Source organism: Streptomyces tricolor (genome assembly GCF_002155905.1).
Lineage (GTDB): Bacteria > Actinomycetota > Actinomycetes > Streptomycetales > Streptomycetaceae > Streptomyces > Streptomyces tricolor.
In genome coordinates this window covers 1-16896 of the sequence record NZ_MUMF01000416.1, presented here as the reverse complement: position 1 = coordinate 16896, position 16896 = coordinate 1, and the positions used below count along the sequence as shown (strand labels likewise).

The window sequence follows — 16896 nt, the reverse complement described above, 5'->3', positions numbered from 1 at the left end:
GCCGTCTCCCGCCCACGGCTCCAGGTAGGCGTCGAGCAGCCGGGGCAGCACCTGCGGACCGTAGCGGTCGACGGCCCGTTCGACGGGCACGCGCAGGCTGCAGAACGGGTGGGAGACGGCGGCGTCGCCCCAGTCGAAGAAGGTGAACCGGCCCGGTGCCGGCCGGAACAGCTGGCCGTCGTGCAGATCGGCGTGGTCGAGCGTGTCCGGGACGCCGACGGACGCGAGTTCCGCGCACCAGTCCGCGAGCCGGGGCCGCACGCCCTCCAGCCGGGCCCGCTCCTGCGGGGTCAGCGCGGAGTTCCCGGCGAGCAGCTCGTCGAACACCTCCGGCAGGTCGAGGGTCCGGGCGGCCGGCACCCCCAGCCGCTCGATCGCATCGGCGTGCGGAATCAGGTCGTACTGCATGCTCGCGTACTGGCGCAGCAGCGCCTCCCAGTCCCGCGGCCCGACCGGTTCACGGCCGAGCACGGACCGGAACAGGTCGCCCCCGTCGGGCAGCAGCACCCAGCCGCGCGCGGCGTCGACGGCCAGCGGGCGCAGCACATGCTCCGGCACCCAGCGGGCCAGCGCGGCGGTCAGCGGCCCCTCGAAGGCGCTGGCCGCCGGGGTCGCCTTGAACCAGACGGCCGCGGGCCCCCCGCCGACTGCCGTCCCCGTACCGGCTGCCCCTCCTGAGCGGGCTGCCGGTCCGACCCAGCTTTCCCCTCCTGAGCGGGGTGCCGGTCCGACGCCGGTCGCCGCTCCCGGGTCGGTCGCCTGCCGTCCGGCGGCTGCCGGTCCGGCGGTCGCCGGTGCTCCGCCGACCACCGCCCCCGCGCCGACCGCCTGCTCCGCGCCTGCCTTCCGCTCCGGGCCCGCCGTCCGCCCCGTACCGGCCGCTCGTTGTTCCACGGGCACCCGGACCAGCACCGACCACGGTCGCAGCCGTACCTCCAGGGCTCCGGACGCGTGCAGACCGTGCGCGGTGAGGCTGTCGGCCACCCAGCCGAGTGCCTCGGCCCGCCAGGACTCCCGTTCCCACGGTGTCGCCGCGTCCGGGTACCGGCCCCGGTCCACGACGGTCGTGTCATCGACTCGCATCGCCCCATCCCAGCATCGCGGCCGACGGTCCGGCCAGCGGTTTTCCCCGCGCTCCCCGCATCCGGAGGTGCGCACGGGGCTCAACTCGCCCTGCGGGGCGGCTGTATGCTCACGAACACGTGTGCGGAACGTCGTGCGACGACAGACTCCGCACAGCCACAGCCGCATACAGGGGGGAATCGTGCCCGTACGGCACCGTCGGCCGGCGCGCTTGGGGAGAGCCGCCGCCGTCACCACCGCGCTCGTCGTCACGGCGGGTCTCGCGCTGCCTTCGCTCACGCCCGCGTACGCCGTCACCGGCGAGGTCACCATCGCCGCGCCCGACGCCGACGTCGACCGGCAGTTCACCGTCGTGACCAGCACCCGCCTCGGCGCGGTGTACCAGGAGGAGGGCACCGACGGCTACGTCTGGGTCGGCAACGGAAAGCCGGTCCCGGGGCTGGCCGGCGTGCCCGCCCAGTCCATCTTCTTCACCAGCCACTACGACAACTATGTCTTCTACTCCGCCGGCGCCGACGACGGCCGCACCCGCATCGTGCGGCTCAAGCTGGACGACGGCACCTCCTCCGCCCTGACGCTGCCCGACGGCTACCGGCATCCGCAGGTCAGCGACGGCCTGATCCTGGTCTCGCGGCAACTGGCCGACGGCATCCACGAGTACCGGGTCCTGCGCGGCCGGGACGGCGGCACCGTCTACGACGTCCCGGTGCGCCTCCCCGAGGGCGCCACGGCCGAGGCCAAGCCCGAGATCCTCGCGGGCGAGAGCACCGACTTCATCGTCCGCTACCAGAAGGACGGCCGCGCCGCCTACGGCATCGTCAACGGCATCTCCGGCGCGGTCACACCGCTCCAGGTGACCGGACCGGCGAGCAGCTTCCGGCTCACCCGCTCCTGGGTGACGTGGTACACCCGGGAGGGCGGGCCCGGAATCCGGATGAGGGCGCGCAGCAGCGCGGGTGACACGCCCGGCGTCCGGACCGTGCCCACCGCGTCCCCGGACAGCGAGGTCACCTCCTTCGTCGTGGACAACAACCTGCTGTGGTACGAGGGTTCGGGCGGGCCGCTGCACAACCAGTCCCTCGCCCCGGACGCGCCGCCGGTGCTGGCCCACGTCGAAGCAGCCTGGCAGTTCGGCAACGAGCTGACCGTGCTCGGCCGGACCACCGCCGACGGGCCGCGCACCCTGTTCTTCGTCTCCGGGGACGGCCGGGGCGGCATCCAGGCCACGCCCCGGCACACCGTGACCCCTGTCCATCACGACGGCACGGTCGGCGCGCTCGGCCTGGACCGCGGCACCGTCCGCCTGCTCAACTCGCTGCGCGGTACGGCGACTCTGCACGGCCAGGACATCGGCACCGCCCTCGCGCCGGCCGGCGGCCGGCCGCTGACGCCGGTCACCACCTCCGGCAGCACCGGCCCCGGCCGCTTCGCCGACGGCGGCGACGAGGGCCTGGCCCAGCTCGCCACCGACCCGGCCACCGGCAAGGACGTCCTGACCACCGCCGACGACCCGCGCGGGAACATCCCGCTGCCCGCCGCCGACGGCCGGATCCTGGACGTCTCCCCGCAGTACGTGCTGTACCAGGGCGGCGGCACGCAGTACGTCGTGGACATCGCCGCGGGCAAGGTCGTCCGCCAGCAGAAGGCGCAGGCCGCCGCGCTCGACCACAGCACGCTGTGGACGCCGTCCGCCACGGCCGGCCAGATCGTCGGCACCAGCCTGCGCACCGGGAAGACGGTCCGCACCGTCACCACGGACAGCGGCTGCGTGCCCGGCGACGTGCGCACCAACGGCACCTTCCTGTACTGGAGTTGCGCCGCGGAGAAGAAGGCCGGCATCGTCCGGCCCGACACGCCGGGCTACACCTACCCGGCTCCGGTCGGCGACGTCCTGCTCGGTGACGGCTTCTTCGGCTACTACGACCCCGCGGCGAAGCTGCTCCGGCTGACCCGGCTCTACAACCAGGTCGTCGACGACCTCGACCCCGTCCGCGGCGTCGCCCCCACGACGGCGGCCGACACCCGCGGTGTCACCTGGACCGTCGACCGCCGCTCCAACAAGGTCGCCTACGTGGACGCGGACGACACCGTGCACGTCGTCGGCGCCTACGACTACACCTGGCTGCCGTCCCCGCTCACCGTGCCGGACTCCGTCGCCCCCGCCTCGTTCGCGGCGGCCGGCGGCAGCGCGCGGTGGAACGGCCGCTGGTGGCTGTCCAAGCCCGCGTCCTCCTGGAAGCTGACCCTCAAGAGCGCCACCACGGGGGCCGTGCAGCGCACCTGGCAGGGCGGTGCCACCCGCAGCTCGGTCCGGGTCGCCTGGGACGGCCGGAACGAGTCCGCCGGCCTGGTGCCCAACGGCGCCTACACCTGGACGCTCACCGCCGCCCCCGCCGACGGCGCCGGCTCCGAGCTGTCCACCACCGGTACCGTCCGCGTCTCCGGTGCGGCGGCCGTGCCGCGCGACCACGCCGGCTCCGACGGCATCGGCGACCTGTTCACCCTCACCTCCTCCGGTTCCCTGAGCATCCAGAGGGGCGACGGCAAGGGCGGTTTCGCGGGCAAGGTCTCCGCCTCCGGCTGGCCGGCCACGATCAAGGCCGTCCCGGTCGGGGACCTCGACGGGGACCGCTGCAACGACGTCCTGGTCCGCCTCTCGAACGGCACCCTGCGCGGGTACCGGCCCGGCTGCGGCAAGGCCCTCACCACGTCGACGCCGTACACCTCGCTGGGCAGCGGCTTCGAGCAGTACGACGTGCTGACCTCCCCGGGCGACGTCACCGGTGACGGCCGCGCCGACCTGATAGCGCGCGCCGCCCGGACCGGCACGGTGTACCTGTACAAGGCGACCGGCACGGGCAAGCTGTCCGCGCGGGTCAAGCTGTACGCGGACTGGCGGGGCTACAAGAAGGTCGTCGGCGCGGGTGACCTCACCGGCGACGGCCGCGGCGACCTGCTGGTCCAGGACCGGTCGAACACGCTGTGGCGGTACAACGGCACCGCGTCGGGCGGCTTCGCCGCCCGCGTGAAGGTCGCCACCGCCTGGGGCGCCTCCTACAACGCCGTCGTCGGCGCCGGCGACCTCACCGGCGACGGCAAGGCCGACCTCGTCGCGCGCGACACCTCCGGCGTGCTGTGGCGCAGCAACGGCAACGGCAAGGGCTCCTTCGGCGCCCGGACGAAGATCGCCACCGGCTGGGGCGGATACAAGGGCCTGTTCTAGCCGGGCACGGCCCCGACGGCAGGCGCCCCCGGGCCGGGGGGCGCCTGCCGCCTGCCGGGAGCAGGTCAGTACTCCTGCGTCCGGCGGACCTCGCCCGTGCCCAGGGTGATCACCGCCCGGGGCCGCATGGGCTCCGTGCCGCGCCGGGAGAGCAGGACCACCTCCTCGACCACCGCGGTCAGCGTGCCGAGCCGGGCGGCGCACTCGGCCGCCAGGCGCTTCGGGTCCCGGGTGCGGCCGAGGGAGAGATGCGGGGTGAAACGTTCGCCGCGTCCCCGGCAGAGCGGGAAGCGCAGCGCCAGCTCCCGGTGGAGACGGGCCCACGGCGCCGGGCCGGCGGCGGCCGGGTCGAGCCACACCGTCGCGTAGTGCCGGTGCCGGAAGGAGCGCACCCCGGCCAGGCGGGCCGGGAACGCCGTACCGTGCGCCGCCCCGGCGGACAGCAGCGGGACGGCCCGCTCGAACTCCTCCTCCGGCACGAAGCCGAACAGCAGATTCACATGCGGCGGCCACCGCCGTACCTGCGGATCGTGCTCCCAGCGGATGTCCTGGATCGGCGGCCACAGCTCCGGCGGCGGCAGCCAGGCCACCGCGGTCCGGGGCGTCGGCGCCACCGGGAGCGCGTCCGCCGGCTCGGCCTCGCCGAAGCCCGGGTACCGGTCCACACGGCCATCGTCCCAGACCGGTGCCGAGCGCGGCGGCGGAAGCGCTCCGACGGCCGCGTCCACGGCTGTCCGGCAGTGTGGCCCACGCGCGGACGAACGGTCGGCGCACCGGCTCACCGACCGCCCGTGGCGCGGGGTCAGTGCTGCCGGAGCCAGTCCTCGTAGCGGGTGGACGCCAGGTGCGCGGCGCCGTCGCCGGTGAGCACGTCGGGCATGCCCGCGAACGGGCCGGCCGTCTCGTCCGTGACGACGGTACGGCCGTCCGGCTTCGCCGCCAGGGTGATCTCACCGAGCCGGTCGAGACCGTACGCCTCCGGCCCCGCGATCTCGCGGATGCCGTCGGACGGTTCGCCCTGGGCCGCCTCGGCGACGGCGGCGGCGACGTCCGCGGAGGCCATCGGACGCAGCCGCGTGGACGGCAGACGTACCTCCGCACCCTCCGTGGTCATGTTCATCACCGGAGCGATGAACTCGAAGAACTGGGTGGCACGCACGATGCTGTACGGCACACCGCTGCCGCGCACCGCCTCCTCCTGGGCCACCTTGGCCCGGTAGTAGCCGTAGTCGGGCACCTGGTCGACGCCGATGATGGAGAGCACGACGTGGTGGCGCACGCCCGCCTCCCGCTCGGCGGCGCACAGGTGCCGCGCCGAGCGGGTGAAGAAGTCCAGCGCCGGCCCGGCGTCGAAGGACGGGGAGTTCGAGACGTCCACGACCACGTCCGCGCCCTCGACCGCCCGGGCCAGCCCCTCGCCGGTCACGGCGTCGACACCGGTGGACGGAGCGGCGGGCACCGCCTCGTGCCCGTTCGCGCGCACCAGCGCGACCACCTGCGAGCCGATGAGCCCCGTACCGCCGATCACCACGATCTTCATCACTGTCTCCGTCAGCCGATGCGTCGCCTCGCGGACCCCGGCGACAGCCGCCGGAGCCGGTGCGTCACCGCGCACATCTATCGGACCGGGCGACCGCCGGATCCGTGACACCCGGGGCCGGGACCCGATCGGAGCAGCCGGCCTCCGGGCGCGCGGGGGCGCCGGGACGCGTCAGTCCTTCACCGCCCCGCCCAGCCCGGAGACCAGCCGTCGCTGGACGAGGACGAAGAACACCAGGACCGGAATCGTCATCACCGTGGAGGCGGCCATGACCCCGCCCCAGTCCGGCTCGTCCGGCTTGTAGAAGACCAGCAGGGCCAGCGGCAGCGTCGACTGCGAGGTGTCGCTGATGATGAACGACTTGGCGAACAGGAAGTCGTTCCAGGCGGAGATGAAGGAGAACACGCTGGTGGCGACCAGGCCCGGCAGGACCAGCGGGAGCAGGATCTGCCACAGGAAGCGCGCACGGCTCGCCCCGTCGAGGTACGCGGCCTCCTCCAGGGACTCCGGGACAGCCCTCACGAACCCCCGCAGCATCCAGATCGCGAACGGCAGCGAGAAGGCGATGTGCGGCAGGATCAGCGCACCCAGCGTGTTCAGCTGGCCGACGTCCCGCATGAGGAAGAACAGCGGGATGGTGAGCGCCTCCACCGGCACCATCTGGGCCACCAGGAACATGATCAGCAGCGTCGTCCGGAAGCGGAACCGGAAGCGTGTCACGGCGGTCGCGGCGAGAAAGGCGATCAGCGCCGAGGCGATCACGACACTCACCGCGACGACGAGGCTGTTGACGAAGTACCGGCCGAACTCCTGCTGCCCGAACACGCGCCGGAAGGAGTCCAGCGAAGGCGACGACGTCCAGGGCCGCGGATCGGTGGACTCGATCTCCCCGGCCGGTTTCACGGCGCTGAGCACCATCCAGTACAGCGGGAAGGCGACGACCGCGGCGACCAGCAGCGCGGTCGCCTCGGCCGCCAGCCGCCAGGGGCGGCGCACCACATCGCGGACGAGGCTCACAGTTCCTCCCCTTGGCGGCGCAGCAGCCGCAGATACCCGAGCGTGACGGCGAGCAGGATCAGCAGCATCACGACGCCGATCGCCGAGCCGAGGCTGTACTGCGAGGACGCGAAGGCCTTCTGGTAGGCGTAGACGTTCAGGACCAGGTTCTGCCCGGCGATGCCGCCGCCGCCCGTCATCACATAGATCTGGGTGAAGACCTTGAAGTCCCAGATCACCGACTGGACGGTGACGACGACCAGGATCGGCCGGAGCATCGGCGCCAGCACCGAGCGCCAGATCCGCCAGTGCGAGGCGCCGTCCAGGGCGGCGGCCTCCAGCACCTCGCTCGGCACGGCGCGGATGCCGGCGTAGACGGTGACCATCACGAACGGGAAGGAGCACCACACCACTTCGAGCAGGACCAGCAGGAAGGCGCTGTACCGGCCGTACGTCCAGGAGTGGTCGCCGAGGCCCAGCAGGCGGTTGACCGGGCCGAAGTCGGGGTCGAACAGGAACAGCCAGACCGTCGAGCCGGTGATCGCCGGGGTCGCCCACGCGCCGAGCGCGGCCAGCATCAGCGCGAGCCGGGGGAGGGCGCGGACGCGGGTGAGCAGGACGGCGAGCGCGCAGCCCACCGCCAGCGTGGAGACCACACAGGCCGCCGCGAAGCCCACCGTCGCCAGCAGCACCTGCCAGAACTGGTCGTCGGAGAACAGCTCGGTGTAGTTGTCCAGGCCCCGGAAGCTGGTCGGCCGGCCGCCGCTGACCTGGGCCTGGGTGTACTCCAGGACCGAGATCAGCCCGAGCTGGTAGACCGGGTAGACCAGCAGCCCGCCCAGCACGAGCAGCGCGGGAGCCAGATACAGCCAGGGCGTCCAGCCGGCCGAGGGGCGCGGGGCGGGGTGCGATGCGCGGCTGCCGCCGTGCGGGCGCGACGGTCCGCGCGCCACCCGCACGCGCCGGCGCTCCGCGGCGTTCGGCCCCGAAGGCGCCGTCACCCGGCTCATCCGGCCGCGCCGAACGCGTCGTTCATCTTGCGCGCCGCGTCCTCCGAAGCCGCCGCCACGTCCTTCTTGCCGCTGACGATCTCCTGGAACATGGTCGGCAGCACCAGCGAGGAGTCGATCTGCGCCCAGGCCGGCGAGGCCGGCACGAACCTGGTGCCGGCGGCGAGGGTGTCGACGAACGGCTTCACGAACGGCTCCTTCGCCGCGGCCTGCCGCCGTACGTCCGTGAAGGTCGGCAGGAAGCCCATCGCGTCGAAGAGTTCACCCTGCGTCTTCTTCGAGGCGAGCCGCTTCATCAGGTCCACGGCGAGCGTGCGGTGCGAGGTGCTCTTCAGGACGCCGATGTTGTTGCCGCCCGCGAAGGCCGGCGCGATCGAACCGGGCTTGACCCCCGGCAGCGGCACCACGGCGTACTTTCCCCTGACCTTCCCGGCCTCCACGGCGGCGTGGCTGAAGTCGCCCCCGATCGCCATGGCCGCCTTGCCGGAGGCGAACGCGGTCACCGTGTCGTTGCCGTTCATGCCCGCGCACTTGGCGGCCGGGCAGTTGTCGTCGCCGAAGAGGGAGGTGTACGCCTTGATGCCCTTGCGGGCGGCCGGGCTGTCGAGGGCGGAGGCGTACGACCCCTCCTCGCCGATGGCCAGTTCCCCGCCGTCGGCCCAGAGGAACGGCAGCGCGCCGTAGGTGTAGGCGCCGCCGACGGCGAGGCCGTACAGGTGGGGCTTCGCGGCCCGGATCCGCTTGGCCGTCGAGATCAGCTCGGCGCGCGAGGTGGGTACGGCGAGGCCGAGTTCCTCGAAGACGTCGGTCCGGTAGTACAGCGCGCGGACGCCGACGAAGTACGGCGCCCCGTACACCCTGCCGTCCACGGTGACCGATCGCCGGGCGGTCGGGTCGGTGTCCGCGGCCTCGCTCCAGGCGTCGAACTCCCGGGTGACGTCCAGCAGTCCGCCGTCCCGTACATAGCCGGCGGTGTCGGTGTTGCCGTACTCGATGACGTCCGGCGCGGACTTCGGGTCGTTGAACGCGGCCTTGATGCGCTGGGCGCGGGTCTCCACCGGGATGTACTCGACGCTGACCTCGGTGTCCTGGTGCGCCTTCTCGAAGCCCGCGAGGACGGCGTCGACCACCTGCTGCTTGGGCCGGTTGTCGACCTCCTGGAAGAGCCACACCCGAAGGGTGCCGCTCTTGTCGTCCTTGGCGGAGGAGGAGGTGCCGGAGGTCTGGGGCGCGCAGGCGGTGGCCAGCGCGGCGGCGAGCGCGGTGAACCCCACGAGGCGGACGGACAGGTTCATGGAGTGCTCCTCCGATGAGGCGTTGCAGCATGCGCAATGACTGTTTCGCTGTGCACAACGCCTCGGAGGCTAAAGGCTCCATGAACACGCCCACAAGAGGGCGTGCCGAACCCGGGGACGCTCCCTCAGCGCACGGGGAAGCCGAAGGCGTACCCCTGCTGCTTCAGCCAGGGCAGCAGGGTGCGCAGCGCCGCCACCGTCTGGGCGCGGTCACCGCCCGCGTCGTGGAAGAGGATCGTGGGCCCGTTGGCCAGCTCGCGCTTGACGGTGGCGATGATCGCCTCGCTGCCCGGCCGCTCGAAGTCCTTCGAGTCGACGTTCCAGCCCAGGGGCCGCATCCCGTGCGAGGCCGCCAGCTTCCGGCTGTACGGGGTGAACGCGCCGCCCGGGGCCCGGTAGTACATCGGACGCACGCCCCCCGACGCCTTGGTGATCTGCCGTTCCGCGTCCGTGATCTGCTTCGCCTGATAGGCCTGGGACTTGGCGTCCATGGTGGTGTCGTGCGCCACGGTGTGGTCGCACAGCCGGTGCCCGTCGGCCACCACCTGCCGGACCAGGTCCGGGTGCGCCTGGGCCTGGGTGCCGACCATGCAGAAGGTCGCCTTCACGCCGTTGTCGCGCAGCAGTCGGAGCACCTGCGGGGTCCACACCGGGTCCGGGCCGTCGTCGATGGTGATGTTGACCGCGTGCTCGCCCCGGTCGGAGGCGTGGGCGATGGCCGCGGACACGGCCGCCGGCTTCGGCGCGGCGGCCCGGGACGGCGCCGCCGGCCCGCCGCCGCTCTGCCCGGCCTGCGCGGTCCACACCGAGGTGACGGCGGCCACCGCCGTGACCCCGACCGCCGCCGCGACCACCCGGCCGTACCATCCCCGTCCACCATGCCGCGCCATGTCGTTCCGCCCCCTGCCGTCCGCTGTCCGTGCCGTGCCGATGCCTTGTGCACCTGGCAGGACGGAGCGGAACGAGCACGGGATCCGTCTGTTACGGATCACGGACAATTCCGCGGCGGTTCCGCGACAGTCGCCCGCCGCCCGGGGTCCGGAAATCGCCGGTCGTCCCGTCCGGCCTGTTGATGCACCGCCGTACCTCCGCTTCCAATAGGCCTGCCCGGCGGCAGGCCGTCGCCGGTGACGGACGTACGGCTGTGGGGGGTTGGGGAGACAGTGCGTCATTCCAGAACGCGCTCCGAGCATCCGGTGGCAGCACCGAGAACCCGGCGACACGCTTTATCCGGTGCGGCGGCGCTCTTGGGCGCCGCCGCACTCGTCGTCACGGCGGCACCCGCCGGCGCCGCGCCCGCGGCACCCGGGACGACCGCGGTGGGGGAGGGCACGGCCGCACCGGCCCTGGTGGACGGCATCCGGGAGCAGGCACCGGCGGCCCGCACCGCCGCGGACGCCGCCCGCGCCCACCTCGCCGCCCGCGAGGACCGCTACCGGATCGCCGACCCGGTCCGGGACCTGAAGCCCGCCGGCACGCTCACGTCCGGCGGCCGGCAGACCGTGCGGCTCCAGCAGATCCACCACGGAGTGCCGGTGCTGGGCGGGCAGTACCTCGTCCGGATGGAACGCGCGGACGGCCGGCGGATCGTCACCGGCACCTCCGGCAGATACTTCACCGGGCTGCGCACCGGCACGACCGCCGAGATCGACGACGCCCTGGCCGTCGAGCGGGCCGTCGACGCCGTCCGCCAGGACCTCACCGCCCGCTCGTTCACCGCCGGCCCGGACGGCGAGGACGAGGGCACACCGCTCACCGGCACCTCCCACGGACTGGTCGTCGTCCCCCGGGGCACGGGCGTCCTCACCCGTCACATCACCGTCCGCGGCACCGACCCGGCGCACGGCGAACCGGTGCTGCGCGAGGTCTACATCGACGCCCGGGCCGGGTACCCGGTGCTCCAGTACAGCGGGGTCCGCACCTTCCGCGCGCCCGGCACCGCCGACGCCCGGACGCGCGCGGCCCGCGCCCGCGCGGACGAGCCCGCACCCGGCACCACCGGCACCGGCGTCCGGCTGGACGGCACCACCGTCTCCCTCGGCATCACCCGTGACGACGCCCGCGACGCCTACGTCCTGCGCGACCGCACCCGCATCCAGAGCGACCCCGACCGCGTCCTGGCCACCTGGGACGCCCGCGGCCGGTGGGCGAGCGACCTGTCCGGCGCCTGGCCCGAGGGCCTCCAGGAATTCGCCTCGCCCACCGAGCGGTTCGGCGCCGAGGCCACCGACTCCGGCGCGGTCGACGCCCACTGGGCCGCCGGACAGGTCTACGACTACTACCGGGCCACGTTCGGCCGGGACAGCCTGGACGGCCACGGCATGACCGTCAACTCCCTGGTGGGCGCGACCGATTACGGGCAGCCGTACGTCAACGCCTTCTGGGACGGCCGGAAGATGGTCTACGGCTCCGGCGACGCCGAGTACCGGCCGCTGTCGGCGGCACTGGACGTGGTCGGCCACGAGATGACCCACGGTGTCATCGAGCACTCCGCCGGCCTGGTCTACGCGGGCCAGTCCGGCGCCATGAACGAGGCCCTCGCCGACTACTTCGGCAACGCCATCGAGTCCGACGCCCGCCACCTGTCCATGGACGACCCGGACTCCGCGCTGCTGGGCGAGACCCTGTGCCGTACCAAGGACCCGCGCGCCTGCGCGATCCGCGACCTGAACGACGGGCGCACCACCGCCGGTTCCTTCCTCGGCGTCGGATTCGGCACCGACAACGGCGGCGTGCACCTCAACTCCACCATCTTCGCCGGCGCGCTGTGGGACATCCGCGAAGCCCTCGGCCCCGATCTCGCCGACAAGATCGTCTACAAGGCCCTCACCGAGTACCTCACCCCGCTCGACGGCTTCACCCAGGGCCGTGCCGCGGTCGTCGCCGCCGCCAAGCAGCTCAAGACCGGCGGGCAGAACCTCGCCGCCGTCCAGCGGGCCTTCACCGCGCACGGCATCGTCCCGAACTGGGAGAAGGCCCTCGGCATCGACTCCGACGTGCTGCTCTCCCGCGTCAACACCTACGACACCCACCTCGGCGCCGGCGGCGGCTGGTGGGTCGCCGCCAATTCGAACGAGTCCGGCTCCGAGCCGTACTCGGTGTGGGCCGGCCGCACCGACGGCAAGGGACAGCTCAAGCTGATGAGCCCCAACGACGGCCGCTACCACGTCAACCCGGCCACCGACGGCAGGACGGTGGTGTGGCAGGCCCACGGCCCCTCCGGCGTGGACATCCTGGCCCGGCCCCTCGCGGGCGGACCGGTGCGCACCCTGTGGCACGGCCGGAGCGCCGGTACGGCACTGGGCGTGGACGGCGACGTCGTGGCCTTCGCCTACAGCAACCACGGCGGCCGGGCCGGCGTGGCCCACCTGAGCCTGAAGGACCCGACGCACGTCGAGACCATCGGCGGCGGCACCTACCACCGGGCGACCTTCCCCTCCGTGCACAACGGGAAGATCGTCTACCAGGACCGGCGGCGCGTCCGCGCGGTGTACGAGTCCACCACCCGGCTGATCGACGTGGCCACCGGCGAGGAGACGGTGATCCAGCAGGCCGCCCCGCAGACCAGCCTCGGCCCGACGGCCCTCACCGGCGACCACGTCTACTGGCTGCTCGACGCCGTCGGCCAGAACGGCACCACCACCCTGCGCCGTGCCGGACTCGACGGCTCGGGCGTCACCGACCTCAGCCCGGAGACCGGCCCCGACGCACGGAACGTCTCCGAGGTGACGGCCTCCGCGGACGCCGTGACGATGGTCGCCCGCACACCCTCGGCCGAGACCGGCAACGCGACGCTGTCCAAGCTCTGGCAGTTCACACCCGACCGCAAGGGCGACGGCCTGCGCCGCAGCCGGGTCTCCTGCAACCGCGGCGAGCAGCTCTCCGCCGCTGCGGCCGACGGCACCCGCGTCGTCTGGCTGGACGCGACCACCGGCGTCAGCGACGTGGTGACCCGGGCCCGCCCCAGCGGCACCTGCGCCTGACGGCTGCCCGGGCCCGCCCCGGCACCACCCGGGCCTGACCACCGCCGGGCACGACCCGCGGCCCGCCGGACTCCCCTCCGCCGGGCCGTAAGGGGGCGGACAACGCGGTACGGCGCGCGCTACGGTGCCCGGATGCCTCTCTATCCGGAGATCGAGCCGTACGCACACGGCCTGCTCGACGTGGGCGACGGCAACCACGTCCACTGGGAGACCAGCGGCAACCCCGACGGCACACCCGCCCTCCTCCTGCACGGCGGACCGGGCTCCGGCAGCACCCCCTACGCCCGCCGCCTGTTCGACCCGGCCGCCTACCGGATCGTCCAGCTCGACCAGCGCGGCAGCGGCCGGTCCGTCCCGCACGCGAGCCGCCACGACACCGACATGAGCGTCAACACCACGGACCGGCTCCTGGCCGACCTGGAGCTGCTGCGCCGGCACCTGGGCATCGAGCGCTGGCTGGTCTGGGGCGTGTCCTGGGGCTCGGCGCTCGCGCTGCGCTACGCCCAGACCCACCCCGGCGTCGTCACCCAACTGGTCCTCACCGGGGTCGCCACCGGGTCGGACGCCGAGGTGGAGCTGCTGACCCGGGGGCTGGGCAGGCTGTTCCCGGCGGCCTTCGAGGCGTTCCTCGCCGGGCTGCCGGCCGACGACCGGGACGGCAACCTCGCCGCCGCCTACAACCGGCTGCTCGAATCCCCCGACCCCGAGGTGCGGGAGCGGGCAGCGCGGGCCTGGACCGACTGGGAGACGGCCGTCATCCCCGCGCCCCCGCGCTCCGTCGAGCGCTTCGAGGACCCGGTCTTCCGTCAGGGCTTCGCCCGCACCGTCACCCACTACTGGGGCAACGGCCACTTCCTCGGCGACGAGGACGGCGGCGAGGGAGTGATCCTGCGCGACGCCCACCTGCTCAAGGGCATCCCCGGCACCCTCGTCCAGGGCAGCCTCGACCTCGGCAACCTGCTCGGCACCGTCTGGCGGCTCCATCACGCCTGGCCCGGCAGCGAGCTGGTGATCGTGGACGACGCGGGCCACAACGCCGGGGCGCCCGGCATGGCGGAGGCCCTGGTCGCGGCCACCGACAGGTACGCGGGCCGGACCGGCCGATGACCCACGACCCTTTCCGGGAGCACAGATGACGACACCGCCCCGCCTCGGTCCGCTGCTGGACCAGTTCGACTTCGCGTGCGAGCGGCTCGTCGGCCGCCTGCGCGGGCCCCTCATGGACAGCGGGGACGGCACGGACACCCCGGTCGGGCCGCTGACCGACGAGGAGCACCTCTGGGAGCCGGTGCCCGGCTGCTGGTCGGTCCGGCGCCGGGCGGCCGGCCCGGGGCCGCGCGCGACCCACCTGGACGGCGCCGGCGACTGGGGCCGCGACGCCGCCGCCCACCCGCACCCCTGGCCGCCGCCGGTCACCACGATCGCCTGGCGCCTCAGCCATCTCACCGAGATGCTGGTCCTGCGCGCCGACCACACCGCCGGCAGCCGCTCGGCGACCCGGGAGGCACACCCCGTCCACGCGGACGCCGCCGGCGCCGTCGCGGCCCTCGAGTCCGGCGCCGCCGCCTGGCGGGCCGTCCTGCTGAAGGCGGACGACGCCGCCCTGGACACGGTCGGGTACTGCACCTACCCCTACGGCAGCGACGCGGAGGAGCCCTTCCGGGACATCGTGTGGTGGGTCAACCAGGAAGTACTGCACCACGGAGCCGAGATCGCCCTCCTGCGCGACCTCCACCGGGCGGGCCGCCCGGACTGACGGGGCAGGGGCGGCCGGGCCCGCGGTCCGGCCGCCCGCCTCACCCCGCGGCCAGCGCGGACCGTACGATCGCCGCCGCCGCCGTGCCCGCGGCCAGCACCGGCGCGGTGCTGCGCGCCGCCCGGCCCAGCATGAACGCGCCCTCCAGCAGGGCGATGACCGAGGTCGCCGTCTCCCGGGCGGCCGCGGCGGGGATCCCGCCCTCGGCGTAGTAGGCGGCGAGCCGGTCGATCCAGCTGTCGAACACCTCCGCGGTGGCCCGCCGCAGCGTCTCGTCGGTGCTCGCGACCTCCAGGGCGACGGTCGCGATGGGGCAGGGGTCGGCGTAGTCCAGGTCGGCGAGGGTGCCGGCCGCCGCGGTGAAGGCGTCGGCGGTGGCCGCGACCCGGTCCTCGTACGGCGTCATCAGCGTGGTGACGAGTTCCCCGTAGCCGGCGCCCGCGCTGCGGATCACCTCCTCGCCGAGCTGGGCCTTCCCGCCGGGGAAGAAGTGGTAGATCGACCCGAAGGGCGCACCGGCGGCCTGGGCGATCTGTTTCATGCCGGTGCCGGTGTAGCCCGTGCGCCGGAACAGTTCGATGCCGGCGGCCAGGATGCGCTGCCGGGTCTCATGGGTGCTCGTGGCCCTGCCATCGCTCACGGCGGAAACCTCCGGAAAGCCGCTGTCGCCCTCGGGCGCTCAGGGCCTATTCTGTCACTAGAACGATCTATCAAGTGGCGACCCGACCGGGCGGAGGCACGGCATGCCGGAGATCGAGCTGAGTGCGGGAACCATCGACTACGAGGACACCGGGGGCGACGGGCCCGTGCTGGTCCTGGCCCACGGCCTCGGCTTCGACGGGTCGGTGTGGGCCGAGGTCGTCGCCGGTCTGCGGTCCGACTTCCGGGTGCTGGTCCCGGTCCTGCCGATCGGCAGCCACCGCCGCCCGATGCGGCCCGACGCCGACCTCTCCGCGCACGGCATCGCCCGCCTGCTGGCGGAGTTCATGGACCGCCTGGACCTGCGGGACGTCACCCTCGTCCAGAACGACACCGGTACGGCCCAGCTCCTGGTCGGCGTGCGGGACGAGCGGATCGCCCGGCTCGTCCTCACCTCCTGCGAGGCGCTGGACAACTACCCGCCCGGAGTCCAGGGCCGCCTCCTCGCCGTGGCGTGCAAGGTCCCCGGCGGGCTCTTCCTCCTCCTGCAGTCCTTCCGCTTCCCGTTCCTGGCCCGCATGGAGTCCTCGCTCGGCGGCATGGCGAAGCGGCGGCTGCCGAAGGAAATGATCGCCAGGTGGTACGGCCCCCTGCTGACGAACCGGCACATCCGCCGCGATCTCGCGAAGTTCTGCCGGGCCACCCGGAAGGACTGCTACCGGGAAGCGGCCCGCAACCTTCCGTCGTTCACCCGGCCGGCCCTGGTCGCCTGGGGCGCCGAGGACCGCATGATGCCACCCGCGACCGGCCGCCGCCTGGCAGAGCTGCTGCCGAACGCGCGGTACGTGGAGATCCCCGACGCCCGGACCCTGGTCCAGCTGGACAACCCAGCCGCTCTGATCAAGGAGATCCGGGAATTCGTCGGGGAGAATCCGCTGCCCGGCGAGCACTGAGGACAGTGCTCGCCGGGACGGATGGCGTGTCGCCGGTCACCAATAGTGGCGACGGCCGGCGACCGCGTGCCCCATGGACCCCATGATCCAGAGGATGGCTCCCACCACCAGCAGGATCACGCCGATGGTCCACAGGATCGAGATACCGGTGACGAGGCCGATGATGAGTAGGATGACGCCGAGGGCGATCATGAGTGCCTCCAGCTGCTGACGGTGCTCCTGTCCCCCGAGTGCCCCGGATCCGCGCGTCCTATCAGTGCGCGCCCAGCGGATCTGACGGGTGTCGTCACGCATGCCGGTCCGCGTTTCAAGAACTTCTGTCGAGCGTGTTGACTCGGCGTTTCGGCGGCCTCACATTACCTAGCGGTAGCACCCCGCGGTAACCCCGCCGCAGCTCTTCCCCGGCTCGATCGAGCCG

The 16896-nt window shown here is 73.4% G+C and carries 14 protein-coding genes; 5 read left to right on the top strand and 9 right to left on the bottom strand.

Annotation, left to right across the window (positions count from 1 at the left end; all coding sequences use genetic code 11):
- Positions 1-1083 (bottom strand): aminoglycoside phosphotransferase family protein (locus CCN44_RS46555; protein ID WP_244203978.1); only part of this gene is annotated, 1083 nt, incomplete at its 3' end.
- A gap of 211 nt (positions 1084-1294) precedes the next feature.
- On the opposite strand from CCN44_RS46555, the gene CCN44_RS27715 reads away from it, so the two are divergent.
- On the top strand, positions 1295-4306 hold the full coding sequence (locus CCN44_RS27715; protein WP_086700514.1) for an FG-GAP-like repeat-containing protein: 3012 nt from the start codon (positions 1295-1297) through the stop codon (positions 4304-4306).
- Positions 4307-4371: 65 nt separating this feature from the next.
- On the opposite strand, the gene CCN44_RS27710 is transcribed toward CCN44_RS27715, so the two are convergent.
- The 6 genes from CCN44_RS27710 to CCN44_RS27685 form a co-directional block, all read right to left on the bottom strand.
- Positions 4372-4971: a 2'-5' RNA ligase family protein gene (locus tag CCN44_RS27710; protein ID WP_059254709.1), complete on the bottom strand. Its 600-nt coding sequence runs from the start codon at positions 4969-4971 to the stop codon at positions 4372-4374.
- Between the two features lie 137 nt (positions 4972-5108).
- Positions 5109-5846, bottom strand: coding sequence for an SDR family oxidoreductase (locus CCN44_RS27705; protein WP_086700511.1), 738 nt, complete (start codon positions 5844-5846; stop codon positions 5109-5111).
- Positions 5847-6017: 171 nt separating this feature from the next.
- Positions 6018-6863 carry a carbohydrate ABC transporter permease gene (locus tag CCN44_RS27700; RefSeq protein WP_059247037.1) on the bottom strand — a complete coding sequence of 282 codons (846 nt, stop codon included), beginning with the start codon at positions 6861-6863 and terminating at the stop codon, positions 6018-6020.
- Positions 6860-7852, bottom strand: coding sequence for a carbohydrate ABC transporter permease (locus tag CCN44_RS27695; RefSeq protein WP_208639847.1), 993 nt, complete (start codon positions 7850-7852; stop codon positions 6860-6862). The genes CCN44_RS27700 and CCN44_RS27695 overlap by 4 nt, the downstream gene beginning before the upstream one ends.
- Complete coding sequence (locus tag CCN44_RS27690; RefSeq protein ID WP_086700508.1) at positions 7849-9147, bottom strand: extracellular solute-binding protein; 1299 nt, start codon at positions 9145-9147, stop codon at positions 7849-7851. Before CCN44_RS27690 ends, CCN44_RS27695 begins: the two co-directional genes overlap by 4 nt.
- Positions 9148-9272: 125 nt before the next feature.
- Complete coding sequence (locus CCN44_RS27685) at positions 9273-10037, bottom strand: polysaccharide deacetylase family protein (RefSeq protein WP_059247042.1); 765 nt, start codon at positions 10035-10037, stop codon at positions 9273-9275.
- 357 nt (positions 10038-10394) lie between these two features.
- On the opposite strand from CCN44_RS27685, the gene CCN44_RS27680 reads away from it, so the two are divergent.
- The 3 genes from CCN44_RS27680 to CCN44_RS27670 all read left to right on the top strand — a co-directional run bounded on the left by CCN44_RS27680 (position 10395) and on the right by CCN44_RS27670 (position 14886).
- Positions 10395-13130 carry a M4 family metallopeptidase gene (locus CCN44_RS27680; protein ID WP_086700505.1) on the top strand — a complete coding sequence of 912 codons (2736 nt, stop codon included), beginning with the start codon at positions 10395-10397 and terminating at the stop codon, positions 13128-13130.
- A gap of 132 nt (positions 13131-13262) precedes the next feature.
- Positions 13263-14237: a prolyl aminopeptidase gene (pip, locus tag CCN44_RS27675; protein ID WP_086700503.1), complete on the top strand. Its 975-nt coding sequence runs from the start codon at positions 13263-13265 to the stop codon at positions 14235-14237.
- 25 nt (positions 14238-14262) lie between these two features.
- Positions 14263-14886, top strand: coding sequence for a DinB family protein (locus CCN44_RS27670; RefSeq protein ID WP_086700500.1), 624 nt, complete (start codon positions 14263-14265; stop codon positions 14884-14886).
- Positions 14887-14926: 40 nt separating this feature from the next.
- Here the strand turns inward: CCN44_RS27670 and CCN44_RS27665 are convergent, their stop codons facing one another.
- Positions 14927-15526 (bottom strand): TetR/AcrR family transcriptional regulator, encoded by a 600-nt coding sequence (locus tag CCN44_RS27665; RefSeq protein ID WP_059247050.1) that lies wholly within the window; start codon positions 15524-15526, stop codon positions 14927-14929.
- 103 nt (positions 15527-15629) lie between these two features.
- On the opposite strand from CCN44_RS27665, the gene CCN44_RS27660 reads away from it, so the two are divergent.
- Positions 15630-16478: an alpha/beta fold hydrolase gene (locus tag CCN44_RS27660; protein ID WP_059247053.1), complete on the top strand. Its 849-nt coding sequence runs from the start codon at positions 15630-15632 to the stop codon at positions 16476-16478.
- Positions 16479-16514: 36 nt separating this feature from the next.
- Here CCN44_RS27660 and CCN44_RS45180 read toward each other — a convergent pair whose 3' ends face one another.
- Complete coding sequence (locus CCN44_RS45180) at positions 16515-16670, bottom strand: DUF6131 family protein (protein WP_086700517.1); 156 nt, start codon at positions 16668-16670, stop codon at positions 16515-16517.
- Positions 16671-16896: the final 226 nt, after the last annotated feature.

What these genes read in the sequence shown, in the direction of transcription:
- CCN44_RS27705 (WP_086700511.1), bottom strand. Translation starts at nt 5,846, where the DNA reads ATGAAGATCGTGGTGATCGGCGGTACGGGGCTCATCGGCTCGCAGGTG.
- CCN44_RS27695 (WP_208639847.1), bottom strand. Translation starts at nt 7,852, where the DNA reads ATGAGCCGGGTGACGGCGCCTTCGGGGCCGAACGCCGCGGAGCGCCGG.
- CCN44_RS27690 (WP_086700508.1), bottom strand. Translation starts at nt 9,147, where the DNA reads ATGAACCTGTCCGTCCGCCTCGTGGGGTTCACCGCGCTCGCCGCCGCG.
- CCN44_RS27685 (WP_059247042.1), bottom strand. Translation starts at nt 10,037, where the DNA reads ATGGCGCGGCATGGTGGACGGGGATGGTACGGCCGGGTGGTCGCGGCG.
- pip (WP_086700503.1), top strand. Translation starts at nt 13,263, where the DNA reads ATGCCTCTCTATCCGGAGATCGAGCCGTACGCACACGGCCTGCTCGAC.
- CCN44_RS27670 (WP_086700500.1), top strand. Translation starts at nt 14,263, where the DNA reads ATGACGACACCGCCCCGCCTCGGTCCGCTGCTGGACCAGTTCGACTTC.
- CCN44_RS27660 (WP_059247053.1), top strand. Translation starts at nt 15,630, where the DNA reads ATGCCGGAGATCGAGCTGAGTGCGGGAACCATCGACTACGAGGACACC.
- CCN44_RS45180 (WP_086700517.1), bottom strand. Translation starts at nt 16,670, where the DNA reads ATGATCGCCCTCGGCGTCATCCTACTCATCATCGGCCTCGTCACCGGT.